Raw genomic sequence first — 17621 nt, 5'->3', positions numbered from 1 at the left:
CTGCCGTTTTCCTTTATATAAAGATCACTCTTTACTCAGAATTAATTCTTTCCACTTTTCAAGATAGCCTTTGAACTTTTCTATTGTTAGAATCGTTAAGCTCTCTTCTGTGTACTCGTTAAAAATTTCGATGCCATCCTGTTTGATGGTAATAGTATGAGCATTGCCTGTTCCTTTCCACTCAGGAATATAACCATTATTGACGGATTCACATGCAGAAATATACTCGTTGACACCATATAAACTACTTTGAATACCTCCTTCTAAAAATGAAGATATGAGGTGGTGTTATTTTTCTGTTTTAACACGGCAATGACCACGTTCATCAATAAAACATTTCATTTTCATCTTCACTCGTTAGAGAACTGGAAGTGCTGTGTTTATATTTCCAATACGGCCTAAATAAGCATCAATTTTCACACCGTTTGGTGATATTTACACCAATCCACTATCATTGCTAATTACATTATTATGTGCACCTTTAATTTCTGTTGGTACTTTTTGTCGACTCCAAGGTTTATGGGGAATTAAAGACCTTTTTATATCCACTGTACAGTTTGAGGGTTAAATACCTCTATGGCTACGCGGTCACGGTGTTGAGTCTGTAGGGGGAACTATATTTTTGGGGCGGGGAATTATAAAAACCAGAATAATAATGATATATTTAGTGTTTTTCAAAAACTTATACTATACGATTTTTTTCGTAAGTACGTTTTACTAACATCGCAGATTTACATATTCATTGAAGGAATGATTTGAATGAATCATGCAATTTTTATTTTTTTTCATTGAATATAAATCGTAGCATGCTATTTCATCAAGGCTATTTGGGGGGGGCAACAAACTTCATCATCTTTGAAGTAGATTGAAGCTAAATGCGAAGGGAGTTGATATTGATCCTGGCAATATATTGCATCATAATATACTATCCCTCCTAAATCCGCCAATGGATCATTATCTTCAATGTCAGACATCTCTTGTTCTATAACGCCACCCCTCCTGTTTTTTCTAAGAAAAATTTAAAATCCTCAGGTGAATTTAGGGATGAATAGTGTTATAATCTAGATGTTTTCTCTTTATATTCAGCACCAAGCCACATAACCTCATGCTTTTTTGTTGACGATAGTTTATTTATTAAATCATCGATTATCATTTTATTTTTTGGAGATGATATTTTTAAATATATTAATTTTTGTACGCTATGGAATTATCATGTGGGTAAACGCCGAATGATCTCGGCGTTGTGCTAAAAGTGTAGTTGGACGCAGTAATGAACTATGTAAATTCATTGCTTTCACTACGTGAGGCATTGAGTGATGAGTATTTTATCGATGGGTTACTATATTTTTGATTGTTATTTATTGTGGATTTTTCTTAAGTTTTCAATCTCATATTTATAATGATCTTTCTCAATGCCTTTTATTGTGGATAATCTTTCAAAAAAATCCAAAGCATGTTTTGACATTGCAGATACAAACTCATTCTTGTTGGTCAATGTTGTTACTTTTGAGTTGCATTTTACACTGATAAGTACATTGTCATTTATGGGTTTTAATTTAACCTCTATCGGTTGGTCTGGAAAATAAGTATTGAACTCATTGTTTTTAGATATGGCATCCAATCCTTCTGACAAATAAGCCCATAACTGATCAATGTAATCCCACATTTCAAGGTTGATCAAATTAACATTGTTTATGGTTAATTCCAAAGCGCCTTCGATATAGTTGCAGTCTTTTATTTCACCACTGAATTCTAATATGTTTATGTAATCTTCTTTTGACTTTATATAAGACTTTACTTCAATCATTACAATATTCTCTTATCACTTATCCAACTCATCGGATAATTTTGTGGCAATAGTATCTGGTCAGCACCGCCTTTAAGAACTTCGCCTGATATCATTGTTTGTTTTTCAAGCTTTCCTATTTGAAGGATAATACCTTTGGTGACTTTAATTATTGCTTCAAATTGCCTTGTGATCTTCCATTCGAGAAGAAGAGCTAACTCTATTTTAACTTGAATTTTATTCGCTATTGGTGATGTACTAACTTTAGGTAAAATAGGTGTGGTTGATTAATATAAGAGAGGGTGTAAAACTCCCACCGTTGTTATAAAAATAGCGCCCCCGCATTTTATTACTTATGCTATTTAATAGTAATATAGGAGCGTTATAAAAATTAATGATATCACCCTCCTATTTTAGTATGTCAGGATTAAATACTGCTAATTTTTTATTTTTCATGCCGCAAACCCATCCGCCCTTTTTATATATTTCAAAGATCCAGTCCATTAATTCGCTTTTTTCTCCTAAATATCTGCTGATTGATACCGTACCTAAAGCAAAAATAGCATCTTCTCGAGCATCTGAGAATATAAAGTCATCATATGCTGTGTTTGTTTTTTTTATTTTCATTTTCCTATAGGTTAATGTGTTTTTTTTATGTTTGTCATGATGTTCTTCTAAGAACTTTGACACGAACTCGTCTGCTTCAGAAAACTTACTGTCATTTCTCATTTCTTTCCTGTGGTTTTCTACCACATCTTTCCATATTTTAAATCCTGCAGGAGGGTTTTGGTCAAATGCTATTCTAAAGGCGTCGTTTAAATTACTGACTAAAATATAAGGTGCATTTATTCTCTCTGATATCCCACTGAAAATTTCATTGGAAAATAATAACTCCAATGGTTCTTCCACAAAATAATTCCCCATCACCAACCTCCAGTATTAAATATTTTCACCCATAATAAATTCACCTTTGCGTTGCCAAGGCTGCCACCGGAAACATCCATATCGAGAGGACGTATAGGGTATCCATTTTGTAGTCCTTTTCTAGCTATATTTTGGATCTCGGCCACTTGTTGACTAATAATATCTTTTGACTGATTTAAATCGATTTTATCAAGAGCGCCTTCTACAGATTTAGTGTAACCACTATGATTCCCTTGGTGCCTTGCCATTGCACTTGTCGCCTCATCTTTTTTTCTCAAGAATATACCGTTTTTAGCATCATCAATATAATAGCCTATTTTTTTTAATGCGGGGTGATTAGCCAGTTCCTTAGGAATAATGTGGTGCGCTTGATATCCTTTCCATGACGTAGATCGGGGTAATCCCATCTTTGCCATCATATTTTTGCCAAGGGTGGTTGAACATCCACTCAACCCCAACGGATCCACCCAGCTAATCGGATCCGGGGTATACGCGTAGGTATTCACCCCGCCTGCCAACCCAATCGGATCTGACTGGGTAAATCTACCGCAGTTCGGATCGTAGTAGCGGAACAGATTGTAGTGAAGCCCGGTTTCCCTGTCCAGGTACTGGCCCTGATAGCGCAGGTTTTGCGCCGTGGCGAGGGTGCCGCTCTCGGCGTCGGTGGCGCCCCAGGCGGAGAAACGGCCGTGCCAGACGACTTTACCCTGCGCGTCGGTCATGCGCTCCGGCAGGCCGTTGAGTTCGCTGTGGTACCAGTACACCTCGCTGCTGTCGCCGTGGCGGTCGACGCGGGCCAGCGGCTCGTAGCTGTCTTCCTTGTACAGATACTGGATGCTGCGCTGCGGCTGGTCGGGACTGTGCTCGCCGACCATCTGCAGGCCGTTCCAGTGGAACAGGGTGGTCTGCGGCTCGCCGTGGTGCGGGTAGAGGGTTTTCCGGGTACGGCGCCCCAGCGCGTCGTAACGGTATTCGGCGCGCTGGTAGCGGCTGTCGCCGTCGAAGGTGACGGCGGTCAGGCGGTGCTCGGCGTCGTACTGAAAACGCTGCTCGACGCCGGTGTTGCCGTCGCGGCGCCAGCTGAGCCGGCCGAAGCCGTCATAGCCCCAGCGGTGGCCGTTCAGGCGCTGGAGCAGGTTGCGCCAGACGGTGACGGCCGGGCCGTCGCTGCGGTTGCCGGCGGGGTCGTAGTAAAAACGTTCCTCGCGCTGCGGCAGGATACTGTGGGTCAGCTGCCCACGGGCGTCATAGCCGAAGCGGCGCTGCTGGAACTGCGGCCCGTCGGTGAGGTTGTCGTTCTCAATCAGCTTCTGCTGCACCACCAGGTCCTGACGGTCCCACTGGTAGCGGCGTTCGAACACCAGCGGGTGGCTGCGTTCGCTGCTGGCGCGGCGCAGGGTGATGCGTCCGACGCTGTCGTAACGGGTCTCCTGGGTGACTTCGCCGAGGGTGCAGGTCACTTCCCGGTGCAGCTTGTCGCGCTGCCAGCCGGCGATATCGAGCCGCTGGCCGGCGGTCTGCAGTGCGGTCTGCAGTAGGTGGCCACTGCCGTAGCGCAGCTGGGAGAGGGTGCTGCCGTCGGGCATGTGGGTGGCGCTCAGGTTGCCGAGCGGGTCATGGCTGTGCTGCCAGAGTCCGCTGTGGTTCTCTTCGGCGCACAGGTTGCCGGCGGCGTCGCGGCTAAAGCGCAGCGTCTCCGGCCAGTCGGGCTGCTCGCCGCACGCCTGCGCCTGCTGCCACAGCGCCAGCGGGGTACGCCGTACCTCCAGCGTGCGCGCCTGGTAGCGGTATTCGGTGCGGCTGTCGGCGGTCTCTTTGGCGGTCAGGCGGCCCAGCGCGTCATAGCTCAGACGGGTGTGGAGCGGCTGCGCCGCGTCGCCGTCCTGCGCCAGCGGGTACTCGGTTATGGCGCTGACCTGTCCCAGCGGGTTGTAACGGTACTGCCTGCGGCGGCCGGCAAAGTCGCTCTGGGCCAGCAGGCGGTGGCCGGCGTCGTAGTCAAACTGCCAGCGCTCGTTGTTGGGGTTGACCAGCGCGGTAAGACGGCCGAAGCGGTCGTACTGATAGCGTGTCTCGATGCCGGCCGGGTCGACGGCGCAGGTTATCTGGCCGCGCACGTTGCGCTCGACGCGGCGTTCGGAGAAGGCGTCGATGTTCTCGCGGCAGGGCAGACCGGCGTGGTCGTAGTCGTAGCGGGTTTCCCGGCCGTCGGGACGCACCAGCGCCTGCAGACGTCCGGCGGCGCTCCAGCGGTAGCGGGTGGCGTTGCCTTCGGCATCGCAGGTGCGGAGCAGATTGCCGGCGTCGTCATATTCGCGGCGGCTCTGGTGGCCGGAGCAGTCTTCGTCGCGGGTCAGCTGGCCGAGGGCGTTCCACCAGAACTGCTGGGTATTGCCGAGCGGGTCGGTGCGGGTCAGCAGGTCGCCCTGGTCGTTCCAGGTAAAGCGGCTGACGTTGCCGAGCGGGTCGGTCATCTCCACCACGTCGCCGAACGGGTTGTAGCGATATTGCCAGCAGGCGCCGTCGGGCAGCACCTCTTTTAACGGCAGCGCCCAGGCGGGGTGCCAGGTGGTATGGGTGGTGTTGCCGAGCGGGTCGCGCACCAGTATCAGGTTGCCGCGCTCGTCATAGCCCAGCTCCCAGCGCTGGTCGTCGGGGGTGATGACGGCGCTGAGGTTCTCGCGCAGGGCGGCCCAGCGGAAGCGCCAGCGGGCGCCGTAGCTGTCGGTATAGTCGGTAATGCGCAGCAGGCTGTCCCAGCGGTGTTCGGTGGTGCCGCCGGACAGGCAGGTGACGCTGGCGCGGCGTGCGGCTTCGTCCGCCTCCAGCAGCCAGTGCTCCAGACACTGCAGCTGCGCGTCCAGCACCTGATACTCGCTGACGCGCCAGTGGTCGCCGTCCGCCGCGCGCTGCCAGCGGTAGCTGACGCGCAGATCGGTGGCGTAGCTGTGCCAGGCCAGCAGGCCGCTGGCGTCGTCCCAGCCGTAACGGCGGGTGACGATGGCGTCGGCGTCGCGCACCGCAATCAGCTGCCCCTGCGGGTTGTAGTCATACTGCACCAGCAGGCGTTTTTCCTGTCCGACGTGCTGATGCACCGCAAGCAGACGGCCGTTGCGCGCGTCGTAGCTGAGCTCGACGTCCAGCGCCTGGTTGTCGCTGGAGATGGTGACCAACTGGCCGGCGCTGTTCCAGGCGAAGTGGTGGCAGTTCTCGTGGCGGTCATAAATGCGCGCGATGCGCCATTCGCCGACGCGGGCAGGATCCGGCTCGTACAGCTGGTGTTCGCCCTCGGCGGTCTGCAGCAGCATCACGCCCTGCAGCGAGCAGTAGAGGGTAAAGCCGTCCTCGGTAAAGCGAATGACGTCGCCGGGGGTGACGTTGCCGAGGCCGGTCTCGCGGCCGGAGGCGTCGCGCAGGATAAACTGCGGCTGGCCGTTGTCGTCCAGCATGCGCAGCAGGCGGGTTTCGAACGGCAGCATCCAGCCGACGCCGAGCATGCCGGCGGCGCGGTTGCGGCTGTTGTACAGGCGCTGCCAGTAAAGCGGGATGCGGTCGGGGAGGGTGAAGTCAAGCTCCTCCTCGCCGGCGAGGATTTTGGCGCCGGTGGGGATATGCACCGGGTGGCCGGTCTGGGTGGCGGCCACCAGCGTTGTACCCACGGCAGCGCCGGCGGCGTTGCCCGCCAGATCGGCGGCGGCCACGGCGGCCAGAGCGCAGCCGGCATCCTTCAGCGCCAGACGGGGCATTACGCGGCGGAACAGCGACTGACCGAGCGCCAGGCCCTGCTTGCCCAGGCCGCCAATCAGGCCGCCGGCAAAGTAGGCCAGCGCGTTTTTACCGCTGCGGATATCGCGCACCACGATGCCGTCGCCGCCAATGCGTACGCGCGGGTTGTCCGCCACCTCGATCTTGGCTTCGCAGGTGCTGCGGTCGCCGTTGCGTGCGGCTGGGTGGCCGTTGATCAGCACCTTCTTCGAGCCTTCGGCCAGGAAGTTGACGTTCTCCGCCATATGGCCCTTGGTGCAGGCGACGGTGTCTTTGTTGGCCGGGGTGGCGTACGGGCTGGCGCTCTCAACGGTGGGCTGGGTGATGTCGTCCCAGACGTCGCCGAGCCAGTTTTTCACCGATTCACCGTCGATGCTGGCGATCTTGTCGATCAGCGGGCCGGGATGCATCACGCTGGAGATGATGCCGCCGGCCACCGCCAGGGCGCTGTCGATCAGGCCCGGGCCTTCTTCAGCGCCAACGTCGGGACTGTTGAGAAAATCGTGGTCGACGGTGCCGGCGGCGCGGGCCGCCGGTTTGCCGTTCATATGGACGTTGTCGGAGCCGCTGGTGATAAAGGCGTCGGGCGGGCCGGTGCCGATCAGCGTATCCACCAGCGCGCCGGCGGCGGTGCCGATTTTCTCCGGAATGCCGGACACCATGGCGCCGGCGACTAGGGCGAAACCGACCGGTGCGCCGAGCCCGGAGGAGATCAGCGCGGTGGCGCCGGCGTAGATGCCGGCATAGATGGCGCCCTCAACCAGGCCGCTGACAAAGTCGGCCAGCAGCGAGCTGTGCACCAGCGGGTCGCCGAGACTCGCGGCGGTTAAATCAGACATCGCTTACGCCTCCGCTGCGTTGCCGGCCGGAATAAATCCCTGGCGGATCTGTTCCCAGGTGGCCTGCGCCTCGGCGGCGAAGGCGGCGCTGGTGCTGAAGGTCAGCACCATCAGGTGGCTTTCCAGGCGTACGACCAGCAGTTGCTGCTCGATGGCGATGCCCTGGTTTTCAAAACGCACGCTGACCGCCCGTGCCGGCAGCGGGCCGAAGCTGCTGTCCTCCACGGCGCGGGCGCTGAATTTTTTCATATCGCGCTTCACCTTGGCCAGCTGCTGCTGCAGGTAGGCTTCTTCCTGTCCCGGTTTGACGTCATAGGCGCGGGTGACCACCAGCGTGGCGCGCGCCTGCGGCAGTTTGAGGATGGTGACGCTGGTATCCTGCGCCGCTTCCGGCAGCGTCAGGGTGCCTTCGGACAGGGCGTAACGGGTCTGCTGCGTCATGCGTTGCCCTCCGAAGAGCTGTTGAACACCTTGGCGACTTCCTGCGTGATCTCCGCCGGGGTTGGCGTCGGCGTTTTACCTTTGGCCGGTTTTTTGATGTTGAGATCCAGCGTGCCGCCGGTGTTGATTTCGCCCTGCGCGCTGGCGTTGATTTCAAACTGGGTGCACTGAATCGAGACGGTGCCGTTCGGATTAAGCGTCAGCTTGCTGTCGCCGCTTACCAGCGTGATGCCTTCGCCGGAGCTCAGCATGATCTGCTGCTGCGTCTTCATCGCATAGTCGCCGCCCACCAGTTCACTGCGGTTGTACTGGGTCGACTGGCGGTATTCGCCGTTAACCTGGCTTTCATGGTTTTTAGTGACGATAAAGTTGTGGTGGCCGCCGACGGAGTGGCTCTCGTCATTCTTGACGTTGGTGTCCATATCGCGCTCGGCCTGGATCCACACCTGCTCGGAGCCGGCCTTGTCCTCAAAGCGCAGGGCGTTGGCGTTGTCCGGCGTGCCGTCTTTGGAGCGGCTCATAAAGCCCATCTGGGTGGCGGCGGCCGGCAGTGCCCACGGCGGCATGCTGGCTTCGTTGTACACGCGGCCGATGACGATTGGCCGGTCCGGGTCACCGTTGATAAAGTCGATCACCACCTCGTCGTTGACGCGCGGGATCTGCACGCCGCCGAAGCCCTGGCCGGCCCAGGCGCTGGAGACGCGCACCCAGCAGGAGCTGGTGTCGTCGCCTTTGGCCAACCGGTCCCAGTGGAACTTCACCTTGATGCGGCCGTATTTGTCGGTCCAGATCGACTCGCCCTGCGGGCCGACCACGCGGGCGGTCTGCGGGCCGTGGGTTTTCGGCCACGACGCGCTCTGCGCCGGGCGGAACTGCACATCGGCCGGGATGACGGTGAAGTCGATGCGGTGCAGGCTGCCCTGCGTATCGCCGCTGGCGTAGCTGTTTTCGCGCAGGTGATAGCGGGCGGAGAGCGTCAGGTATTCGCCGTTATCGGACATATAAGGCGCTTTGATCAGCGTAAAGGTGTTGCCGGGGGCGATGCCCAGCGCGGTAGCGGTGCCGGTCACCTGCTGATGCTCGGCCTGCCAGGATTCCTGACGCACGCGCGCGTAGAACTCGCCCTGCTGATGCTCGGTATAGCGGCCGGGCCAGTCGTAGACGTCAATCTGGCCGGGGGCCGGCGAGGCCGGGTTCTGCCGCGCCTGGAACAGCCAGGCGTTGGGCTTGCGGAAGTCGTAATCGTCCACGCTGTAGATGCCGGGGGTCACCTGATCGGCCAGCGTCCACTGGCTGATGCCTTCTTCACTGGTGACGCCGCCGGACGGCGTGACGTGGTACGGAATGGTCTCATAGCCGGGGAACGGCTGGTGATGGTGCGGGTTATCGGCCAGCACCATGGTGTGTTTGTCCTGCTCGTGCTTGAAGTAGTAGTAAATGCCTTCCAGCTCCATCAGGCGGCTGATGAAGTTAAAGGTGGATTCACTGTACTGCACGCAGTAGCCCCACTGGCGATACTCGCCGGTCAGCTGGTCTTCCAGCTGAATGTTCTGTTCGGCCAGCAGCGCTTTGACGATGTCCGGAACGGTCTGCTCCTGGAAGATGCGGAAGTTGCGATCCTTGAGCATCGGCCACAGGTCGGGCTGTACGCGCAGGGTGTACACCGAATAGCGGGTGCCGCTGATTTCTTCGCTGCTGACGGCGATGGCGGTGATCTTGCCGTTGAGATAGCGGGGCGGGCGCAGCAGGCCGGGGATCGGGATTTCCAGCGTCAGCGGCTGGCCGAGCAGCGCCTTGCGGTCCAGACGTGCGTCGGTGCTCAGCAGTTCGATGCGGAAATCAAACGGCGTGGACAGGGCTTCGGTGCCTTCCAGAGAACGAAACAGCAGTTGTTCAGGGCCAAGCGGTGTATAAGCTGTGATGCGGTCTAACATAGAAACATCCTTGGTGAATGACACTCCTCGTTACGGCGGCGTGGCCTTGGACCGGGGCAGTGATGTCAATCGCGTGGAGGTAAAACGGCGCCGTCTGACGGCGCCGGAATAGGGGACAATTAACCGGCGTCGGTCGGCGCGACCAGCCAGGTGCCGGCATGCTCGATCGTCAGCTGTTGGCGGCGCAATCTATCGTCGTTACGGTGGATTTCCAGCTGATAGGTGCCCGGCGCCAGATCCAGGCTGGCGAAGCCGTTAGTGCTTGGCTGCAGCGACTGGACTTTGCCGTCCAGCGTCACTTTTTCACCCGGGCGCAGTTTGAAATAGACCATCGCCACCGGCGCAGGCGGCGGTGCGGCTTCCTGCGCAGCGCTGTCCAGCTGCGGCGCACTTTGCTGCGGTGACAGCGTCTTGTCGGCCGGCGCGCCGTTTTCCGCCGCTGCGGTCGGCGCGGCGTCGTCCGGAGAGCTGCTGAGCCAGGAGATGATGCCAATCACCAGCAGCGCGGCAACGCCTGCCCCGATCATCATCGGCCGGGAGAACGTCATACCGCCGACGGTTATGCTGCCGGCGGCGGCAGTGCCGGTCGCCGGAGTGCTGGCCGGCAGCGGGGGTTCCGGCGCGGCGGCCGGCGTGCTGATGATTTCTGCTTCGTCGGCCACCGGCAGGTGCAGCAGCTCGGCCATTTCATCGATGGTTTGCGGCCGTTCTTCCGGTTTCAGTGCCAGCGTCTGGTCGATTACGCGCAGCAGCTCCGGCGAGTAGCCTTCGGGGCGGCGCTCGCTCAGCGGCTGGTAGCTGTCTTCAATGCTGCGCACCACGCTGACCGGCGGCGGGTTGCCGACGATCAGGGTATGCAGCACCGCGCCGAGCGCATAGATATCCGTCCACGGCCCCTGCTCGCCGTCGCTGTTTTCGGTGTATTGCTCGATGGGCGCGTAGCCCGGCTTCAGCATGATTTCCGTTTCGTCGGACAGGTTGCCGATCTCTTTACGGGCCGAGCCGAAGTCCAGCAGCACCGGCAGCTGATTCTCCTGGATTTGGATATTATCCAGCGAGATATCGCGGTGCAGGTAGCCTTCCTGATGGATGGTGTCGATCGCGCTGAACAGCGGCGGCAGCAGCCGGCGGATCCACGCCTCGTCAATCATCGCCGGCTGCTGCAGGCGGAAGTTTTTCAGCGTGGTGCCGCTGTAGAACTGGGTGCCCATATAGGCGGTGCCGTTCTCTTCCCAGAAGCGCAGTACGTGCAGCAGTCCCGGGTGGGAGAAACGGGCCAGCAGGCGCGCCTCCTGAATAAAGCTGTTCAGGCCGGCCTGAAAGGTTTTGCTGAAACGTTCGCCACGCAGGCTGAGGGTCAGATCGTCATTGCGTTGGGCCAACTGGGTCGGCATGTACTCTTTAATGGCGATGGTGCGTTCAAGCTGGTGGTCGTAGGCGCGATAGACGATGCCGAAGCCGCCTTCGCCGATCACTTCCTTGATCTCAAACTCGTTGAACCGATAGCCGATCGGCAGGCTGTTTGAGTTCGGTTTTTTGATCCCGTTTCCGGACATAGTGACTACTCTCTGTGATCAACTGGCCGCCGCGGCGGCCGGGGCGTTAAGCCTGAAATTGACAAATAAACTCGTTGTTTTGCAGCGCGATATGCAGCTGACGGTAGCGCTGGTCGTTGGCGCTGGCCGACAGCAGGGTATGGCTGATCTGCGGCAGCAGGGTATTGGTCAGAATGGCGTCGACCATACGCCCGCCGGATTCCACCTCGGTGCAGCGGCTGACGATCTGTTCGATCACCGCGTCGTCGAAGGTGGTGGTAATGTCGTGGTTTTCCGCCATCCGGCGTTGGACGCGGCCCAGTTGCAGACGCACGATGTTGCCCAGCGTGGCGTCGGTCAGCGGGTAGTAAGGCACCACCAGCAGGCGACCGAGCAGCGCCGCCGGGAACACCTCCAGTAGCGGCTGACGCAGTGCGCCGCTCAGCGCTTCCGGCTCCGGCATCAGGTCAGGGTCGCTGCACAGGCCGGCGATTAAGTCGGTGCCGACGTTGGAGGTCAGAATAATAATGGTGTTGCGGAAATCGATATGGCGGCCCTCGCCGTCCTCCATCCAGCCTTTATCGAACACCTGGAAGAAGATTTCGTGCACGTCCGGGTGCGCTTTTTCAATTTCGTCCAGCAGCACCACGCTGTAAGGACGGCGGCGCACCGCTTCGGTCAGCACGCCGCCTTCGCCGTAGCCGACGTAGCCCGGAGGCGCGCCTTTCAGCGTCGATACGGTGTGCGATTCCTGGAACTCGCTCATATTGATGGTGATAACGTTCTGCTCGCCGCCGTACAGCGTTTCCGCCAGCGCCAGCGCGGTTTCGGTCTTGCCGACGCCGGACGGGCCGGCCAGCAGGAAGACGCCGACCGGTTTGTTCGGGTCGTCCAGCCGGGCGCGCGAGGTGCGTACGCGGCGGGCGATCAGGTCCAGCGCGTGGCGCTGACCGATGACCCGCTCGTTCAGGGTGTCGGACAGCTGCAGCACCGCTTCGATTTCGTTTTTCACCATGCGGCCCAGCGGGATGCCGGTCCAGTCGGCGACCACGGCGGCGACGATATTGGCGTCCACCGCGGCGAAGATCAGCGGCGCTTCGCCCTGCAGCGTAGCCAGCTGCTGTTGCAGCACGGCCAGTTGGGCGCGCAGTTCATCTGCCGACGGCGCCGGTTCTGCGGCTTCAGCCGCCTCGGCGGTTTCCGCCGGCGTTTCCGCGTCGCTGTCGGTTGTGGCGTCGTCGTCCGGTTCCGCTTCCTGCTGATGCAGTCGGGCGCGCAGATCGATGATTTGCGCAATCAGCCCCAGTTCTTCCTGCCAGCGCTCGGTCAGTTGCGTCAGCTGCTGCTGCAGCTCGCTCAGCTGCGCTTCGATCGCCGCCGGGCGCTGCGGATCGCCGATGCCGACCTTGGTTTCGCGGCGGGCGATATCCAGTTCAATCTGCAGCGCGTCGATGCGGTGGCGGCAATCTTCCACCTGAGCCGGCTCGGCGTGCTGGCTGACCGCGACGCGGGCGCAGGCGGTATCCAGCAGCGCCACGGCCTTATCCGGCAGCTGACGCGCCGGGATATAGCGGTGGGAGAGACGCACCGCGGCGTCGACCGCTTCGTCGAGCAGCAGCACGCGGTGGTGCTGTTCCAGCGGGCTGACGGTGCTGCGCAGCATCAGCAGCGCTTTCTCTTCGTCTGGCTCGTGCACCTGCACCACCTGGAAGCGGCGGGTCAGCGCCGGGTCCTTCTCGATGTATTTTTTGTATTCCGCCCAGGTGGTCGCGCCGATGGTGCGCAGCTGACCGCGCGCCAGCGCCGGCTTCAGCAGGTTGGCGGCGTCGCCGGTGCCCTGCGCGCCGCCGGCGCCGACCAGCGTATGAATTTCATCGATAAACAGAATAATCGGCGTCGGGCTGGACTGGACTTCGTCAATCACCGTCTGCAGGCGTTTTTCGAACTCGCCCTTCATGCCGGCGCCGGCCTGCAGCATGCCGATATCCAGCAGGTACAGCTGCACGTCGCGCAGCTGCGGCGGTACGTCGCCGGCGACGATGCGCAGCGCCAGGCCTTCCACCACGGCGGTTTTACCGACGCCGGCCTCGCCGGTCAGCAGCGGGTTGTTCTGCCGGCGGCGCATCAGGATATCGACGATCTGGCGGATCTCTTCGTCACGGCCGCTGACCGGATCGATTTCGCCGTTGCGTGCGCGCGCCGTCATATCCTGCGCATATTGCGCCAGCACGCTGCCGCCGGACTGGCCCGGTACGGACACGGCAGCCGGTTCGCCGGCGGCGCTTTGCGCCTGAGCGTTTTCCGACGAATTGCCGACAATAGCGGCAAACTGGTCCATCAGCAGATCGGCGTTGATGCGTTCGAACTGGCCGGAAATGGCTTTCAGCAGATGGCGCAGGCTGTAGGTTTTCAGGATCCCCAGCAGTAAATGGCCGCCACGGATGGCGTGCGCGCCGAACTTCAGCGAGCCGTAGACCCAGGCGCGCTCGACCGCGCTGTCGATATGTTCGGACAGATCGGAGATGGCGCTGGCGCCGCGCGGCAGGCGATCCAGAGCGTCGACGATATCGCGCGTCAGTTGGTCTTCGTCGAGGGCGAAGTGGCGGATAATCTGCTGCAGATCGCCATCCTGCGCCTGCATCAGCTGATGCAGCCAGTGCGCCAGTTCAACATAAGGGTTGCCACGCAGCTTACAAAAAGCCGTGGCGCTTTCCAGGGAGGTGAAAAGCAGGCTATCCAGTTTGCCAAAGAGTACCGAGCGGCTGATTTCTGACATGGTTTTCCTCGTAGGGGCAGGGCAAGTCCTGCCTGCGTTTTAAACATATCGATGTAATTGACGGACGCGGCAGTGCGCGCCCTGCTAAATATCTTCCAGCGGTTCCGGGCTGAAAGTCAGATCGCCGGCGTCGTGCTGACGCCGTTCGGCGGCCATCCAGCTGCTGAGCCCCAGCCGCTGAGCGCCGCCGAGCTGGGTGCCGATCAGCTGTTCTTTTGCCAGAATCAGCCGGACTTCCCAGACAAATTCGATGCCCAGATACTGGCGCACCCAGTCGCGCAGCTGTTCGCATAGTTCGGCGCCGGGCAGGAAACGGTCGTATTCCTGCTGCGACATCGGGCCTAGCTCGATGCGGAACTTGTGCTGCACGTCGCGCACCGCCACGCCGAGAAACGCCGACTCGCCCAGCCGCGGTGCGCCGCGCCCGGCCTTAAGCCGCGCCTGTTCACGCGGGTCGACGCGCAGCCAGTGCGGCACGTTCTCCACGATGCGCACCGGCACCTGGAAATAGCCGCGTAAAATTTTGCTCAGGCCTTCCGGGTCGCGGCTGTGGCGAATCAGATGACCGGCCATAAAATGCTTGGCGTGCGCGTTGATGCTGTCGCGCTGGCGCTGCGCCGGCTGGCCGTTGCCGATCAGGCTCGACAGGTAGTCATTAAAGCTGCCGTTGTCGGGCCGGTCGAGCGACACCGTCGGCTGCGCATCGGCCCAGGCGCGGTAAAACAGCAGCGTCAGGCGGTGATGAAACAGGTCGGCGAAGGCCGTCAGGGTGGTGTCCTGATGGTGGTAAATCCGTTCGCGCGCGTATTCGGTCAGGTGCAGCGGCAGCGGGCCGTTGGGGCCGAACAGGCCGAAACTGAGGATCGACACATCATGCAGCGGGCTGCCGCTGCGCGGCGTGACCTTGGCCAGCGTCGACGGTGCAAAAGAGAGCGACGGCTCCTGCCCCAGACGCAGCATTTCATGGCGCGGCAGCGGGGCGCGCCCCAGCAGATAAGCCTGGCCGCCCTGAGCGTCCAGCCGGCGCAGCAGCTGGAACAGATCGTAACGGTAAGGCGCGGCGCGCAGCCGCAGCCAGAAGTCGTCCGGCAGGCGGTGCAGCGCGTTGATCTGCGGCGCGTCGCCGGCCGGCAGTTCGGTTACGCTTTCACTCATATCAGCGTCCTTTTGCCCATGCGCGCCTGCCAATGGGCGATTTCACCGCGCTGCTGACTGGACAGCGTCATTTCGGTAAAGGTGTTCATCGCCACCAGCCGTGAGAACAGCCGTTCCAGCACGCTGCCGAGCAGATAAGGGCTGTTGCCGGAGAACGCCTGATCGTCAACGGTCAGGTCGATGGCGATGCCGCGGGCGAACACGATCGGCCCCGGCTCCGGCACCCGGCGGTACACTGGCCGCAGGTTGCAGCTGCGCACGCCCTGAATCTGTTTGGCGATTGCCGGCTCGCTCAGGTTGCCGTACAGGCCGAGCAGCTGACGCAGGCTGGCGGCGCCCTGTTCTGGATCGCCGTCCATCAGGCTCAGGTAGTTAAGCTGCAGCTGGCTGATCAGCCGCCAGGTGATCATGCCTTCCGCCAGCGCCGGCCGCGGCGGCGTCGGCCCTTTGCGCAGAAATACCCGCTTGATTGGGATAGAGTCCGGCATCACGAAGTTGCCCTGGTCCTGCTGCATCAGCATCAACGGCAGATCGCGGCTGGTGCACAGCACGTCGGCCGTCAGGTATTTGAGATCGCTGTGCCAGGGCGACTGGCGCTCATCCACCAGCGAGACGAACACTTCGGAACCGACATAGCCGGTGCGGGTGCCGTAGCGCCGGGCGTGAGAGGAAAGGGTGCGCTGTTCGCGCCGCAGCGAGAAGTAGGCGCCGTAGTTGCCGTCGTCTTCGCTCAGCGTGCTGTAAAACGGCCGGAACTCCTGCTCATAGCGTTTCTCGCTGGCGCTGCCGCCCAGCCTTTGCACCGAGAACACTTCATAATCCAGCGGACGGATATTATCGACCACCAGATGGTATTCGTGATTTTTTTCGTTGAGGGTGATGCGTTCGGCCACCTTTGGGAACAGGTTAATCACCGGCGTGCAGTGCAGCGCCAGATGGCTGACGTCAATCACCCGCTCCAGCGCGGCGTCGTGGCGGTCCAGCAGTACCACGATCTCAAACTGGCGCAGCGTTTTCTTGCCTTCACGCACGCTGCGCAGCAGCGGCTGCAGCCCGCTGATGCTGAAGAACTGGAAGCGCGCCGGGAAGGCGAAGTATTCCTGCAGCAGACGGTAGCCGTCGAAGTTGCGCAGGTCGTTCGGCAGCAGCGCCTGTTCCGGAGCGAAGCCTTCCTGACGCAGCGCGTCATCCGCCAGCACGCGCCGCTGCGGCTGCGCTTCCACCGTCTGGCACAGCATGCCGACGCTGTGCTGCATCAGCAGCTCCAGCAGTTGCTGCGCCTGCATATCCGGCCCGGAGAGGTAGAACATCAGGTTGTCGAGATCCAGACTGTTCAGCGTGACGGTGTCATAGCACTCCAGCCGGATGCGCAGCGCGCTGACGCAGCCGCGGTTTTGCAACCCGAGGGAGGAAAACGGAATATCGGCCGGAATGCCGCCCAGTTCCACGCTGGCCAGCCGCACCGGCTGCAGCGTGACGTCGTGGGCGGTGGTATAGCTACAGGTGATGCCGTTCTTTTTCAGCGTCTGGCTGTCCATCATGGTGCCGCGCGGTACGGTAAAACCGTTGCTGATGTCGCCTTTGCTGCTGTCTGGCTGCAGTTCGGCAATCGCCATCGACGGCGTCGGCGACAGATAGTTCGGATAGATAATTTCCAGCAGCCGCTGCGAGAAACGCGGGAATTCCGCGTCCATTTTCAGCTGTACGCGCGAGGTCAGGAAGGCGAAGCCCTCCATCAGACGCTCGATATAAGGATCCGCCACGTCGATGCCGCGCATGCCGAGACGCCCGGCGACCTTCGGGTACTGTTCGGCGAACTCCGCGCCCATCTCGCGCAGATAGGCCAGTTCGCGGTTGTAATACTCTAACAGTTTACTGTCCATCGCCTTACCCTATGTCTTTCAGATCGAAGTGACCGTTTTCCAGGTCGACGTCGGTTCTGAACAGAAACTCCAGCGGATAGGGCACGCACCACAGGCGGCCCTTGATTTCAATCGATAACACGTTGTGCAGCTCCAGTGAGCCGGTGTCGGAGATGCAGCGCACCTGCAGGCCTTCAGGCAGAATGCGCGGCTCGAAATTCAGGATCGATTCGGTCAGCGCGCGCTGGATATCCTGCCATTCAATGTCCGACATTCGTTTGCCCGCCAGCGAGGCGACGCCGTAATTCACCGTGGAGCGGCGCACCTGAGGAAAATCGCCGAGGTCGAGATTGGATTCGCTGTTGACGCAGTTAAACAGCCACTGCAAATCGCGCAGCACGCGCCGCCGCAGTTCGCTGTGCGACACCAGATTGCGGATCTGCGCTTCCTGTTTTTTATGCGGTTCATCATCGGTCAGCAGGTCGAGCAGCACCGGCTGCATCTTGTCGCGTGACGTCAGGCGCTCGCTGTCCTGCCGCTGGCGATAGCCCTGCCGGCGCAGATCGTCGCCGTTATGAGCGCCCCATAGGTGCTTGTCGTTCAT

General features: G+C 59.0%; 11 protein-coding genes. All 11 read right to left on the bottom strand.

The features are described 5' to 3' along the window. Positions 1–809: 809 nt before the first annotated feature. The 11 genes from CLM71_RS23995 to CLM71_RS14430 all read right to left on the bottom strand — a co-directional run bounded on the left by CLM71_RS23995 (position 810) and on the right by CLM71_RS14430 (position 17621). A complete protein-coding gene (locus CLM71_RS23995) occupies positions 810–974 on the bottom strand; it encodes a hypothetical protein (RefSeq protein ID WP_158684818.1) in 165 nt (54 codons plus the stop codon). A gap of 380 nt (positions 975–1354) precedes the next feature. Further along, complete coding sequence (locus CLM71_RS14475) at positions 1355–1807, bottom strand: hypothetical protein (protein WP_105231640.1); 453 nt, start codon at positions 1805–1807, stop codon at positions 1355–1357. Positions 1808–2194: 387 nt separating this feature from the next. Beyond that, complete coding sequence (locus CLM71_RS14470; RefSeq protein WP_158684817.1) at positions 2195–2695, bottom strand: hypothetical protein; 501 nt, start codon at positions 2693–2695, stop codon at positions 2195–2197. Between the two features lie 14 nt (positions 2696–2709). Then, entirely contained in the window at positions 2710–7314 is a 4605-nt protein-coding gene (locus CLM71_RS14465; protein ID WP_105231638.1) for an RHS repeat-associated core domain-containing protein, read from the bottom strand. A 3-nt stretch (positions 7315–7317) separates the two neighbouring features. Beyond that, the gene (locus tag CLM71_RS14460) at positions 7318–7755 is read right to left on the bottom strand and encodes a DcrB-related protein (protein WP_105231637.1); all 438 of its coding nucleotides are present in this window, start codon (positions 7753–7755) and stop codon (positions 7318–7320) included. Next, positions 7752–9689, bottom strand: a complete 1938-nt coding sequence (locus tag CLM71_RS14455; RefSeq protein ID WP_105231636.1) for a type VI secretion system Vgr family protein — start codon at positions 9687–9689, stop codon at positions 7752–7754. The genes CLM71_RS14460 and CLM71_RS14455 overlap by 4 nt, the downstream gene beginning before the upstream one ends. Positions 9690–9808: 119 nt before the next feature. After that, positions 9809–11245, bottom strand: coding sequence for a serine/threonine-protein kinase (locus CLM71_RS14450; RefSeq protein ID WP_105231635.1), 1437 nt, complete (start codon positions 11243–11245; stop codon positions 9809–9811). Positions 11246–11291: 46 nt separating this feature from the next. Further along, on the bottom strand, positions 11292–14000 hold the full coding sequence (tssH, locus tag CLM71_RS14445) for a type VI secretion system ATPase TssH (protein ID WP_105231634.1): 2709 nt from the start codon (positions 13998–14000) through the stop codon (positions 11292–11294). Between the two features lie 84 nt (positions 14001–14084). Next, on the bottom strand, positions 14085–15155 hold the full coding sequence (tssG, locus tag CLM71_RS14440) for a type VI secretion system baseplate subunit TssG (protein WP_105231633.1): 1071 nt from the start codon (positions 15153–15155) through the stop codon (positions 14085–14087). Next, the gene (gene tssF / locus CLM71_RS14435) at positions 15152–17038 is read right to left on the bottom strand and encodes a type VI secretion system baseplate subunit TssF (protein ID WP_105231632.1); all 1887 of its coding nucleotides are present in this window, start codon (positions 17036–17038) and stop codon (positions 15152–15154) included. Before tssF ends, tssG begins: the two co-directional genes overlap by 4 nt. 4 nt (positions 17039–17042) lie before the next feature. Then, positions 17043–17621: a type VI secretion system baseplate subunit TssE gene (locus CLM71_RS14430; protein ID WP_105231631.1), complete on the bottom strand. Its 579-nt coding sequence runs from the start codon at positions 17619–17621 to the stop codon at positions 17043–17045.

The organism is Serratia sp. MYb239 (assembly GCF_002966855.1).
GTDB lineage: Bacteria > Pseudomonadota > Gammaproteobacteria > Enterobacterales > Enterobacteriaceae > Serratia_B > Serratia_B rhizosphaerae.
The sequence above is the reverse complement of the archived record's forward strand: the minus strand, read 5'-3'. Positions and strand labels throughout refer to the sequence as shown.